This window comes from Bradyrhizobium sp. 23, from assembly GCF_023073295.1.
Lineage (GTDB): Bacteria > Pseudomonadota > Alphaproteobacteria > Rhizobiales > Xanthobacteraceae > Bradyrhizobium > Bradyrhizobium canariense_D.
On record NZ_JADPJF010000080.1, the window covers coordinates 1 to 1,299 of the forward strand.

Annotated in this window: 1 protein-coding gene; it reads right to left on the reverse strand. The window is 60.6% G+C overall.

Annotated elements, in window-relative coordinates; genetic code table 11:
* Window positions 1–34: 34 nt before the first annotated feature.
* Window positions 35–1,219, reverse strand: a complete 1,185-nt coding sequence (locus tag IVB32_RS20225) for a helix-turn-helix domain-containing protein (RefSeq protein WP_247411046.1) — start codon at window positions 1,217–1,219, stop codon at window positions 35–37.
* Between the last annotated feature and the right edge of the window lie 80 nt (window positions 1,220–1,299).

Here is a 1,299-nt window from a genome sequence, read left to right on the forward strand (position 1 = left end):
TGTCCGGCCCGAAGACATGGGTAACGGAACGTACCTAAGACATGGGTGACAGCCTCGTGCCGAACGGGTTGTCGAGAGGTTGCAGGGTTTTCTGCTCCAGGTCGAAATATCCCAGATCATAGTGCATGAAGCTGACGAGCCAAATGCCCTCGTCGACCTCCTTGATGCCGAGCTTCTGGCCCGCCAGCACGGTTGAGATGTTGATCCGCTTGCGGTGCAGGCAAAGGCGGCCGCACGCGGTTACAAGGACCTCGCGATCGTGGAACGGATAGGTCAGCTCCGGCAGGCCGGCATAGGAACGCGCTGAGGCGACGTAGAGATCGGCAGGACATTTCATGTCGAGGGCCTCGTGCGGGCGTTCGGAGTTGAACTCGCGGACGAAGGCATCGAAGCGTTCCTGCTGCTGCAAGCTATTGCCGCCCGGCGGCCGGGTGGTTTCCTTTTTGAGGGTGAGGTGCATGCGCTCATGACGTCCGTTCTGTTGCGGGTGGCCCGGCTTGATGCGTTCGATTGCAATACCAAGTCGGAGCCACCACACCGAGAGCTTGGAGAGGTTGAACAAGGCGTTGGGACTGGCGAAGGGCACGCCGTTGTCGGAGCGAATGGCGAGCGGCAGGCCGCGCTCGAGGAACAAACGCTCGAAGGCAGTAATTACAGGGTCTTCACGCGTTGAATCGAGCGCTTCGCACAACAACAGGAAGCGCGAGGCATGATCGGTAACAGTGAGCGGATAGCAGTAGCGGCCATTGCCGAGCTTGAACTCGCCCTTGAAGTCGGTGCACCACAAATCATTGGGTCCAGTACCCGTGGAGAGCGGCGTGCCGCGCGCGCGGTGGCGCGGCCCGCCGCCACACTTGACCAGGCCATGGCGATCGAGCACCGCATGGATGGTGCTTTTGGCCGGAATCCTGACATCGCCATCGAGCCGCCGGACCAGCAGTTCGCGGATCTTGCGCGCGCCCCAGTGCGGTTTCTCGGCTTTGAGGCGGACAATCAGATCCTCGATTTGCTCCGGGAGCTGATTGGCATAGCGTACCGGCCGTCTGGACCGATCGCTCAGGGCGGCCAGCCCCTGCTCTTTGTAGCGATCGAAAATCTTATAGCCGGTCTTGCGGGATACGCCGAACTCCCGGCACACATCCGTCATGGCTTCCCCATCCAGAAGCCTGGCCACAAAGCGAAGGCGTTCTTCCATGACCGAACTCGCTTTCCACGGCATCCACACCTCCCGCAGAACAAAAGCGGAAAGTGTAACCCATGTGTCCGGTACGTTTTGTCACCTATGTCTCGGGCCGCTCA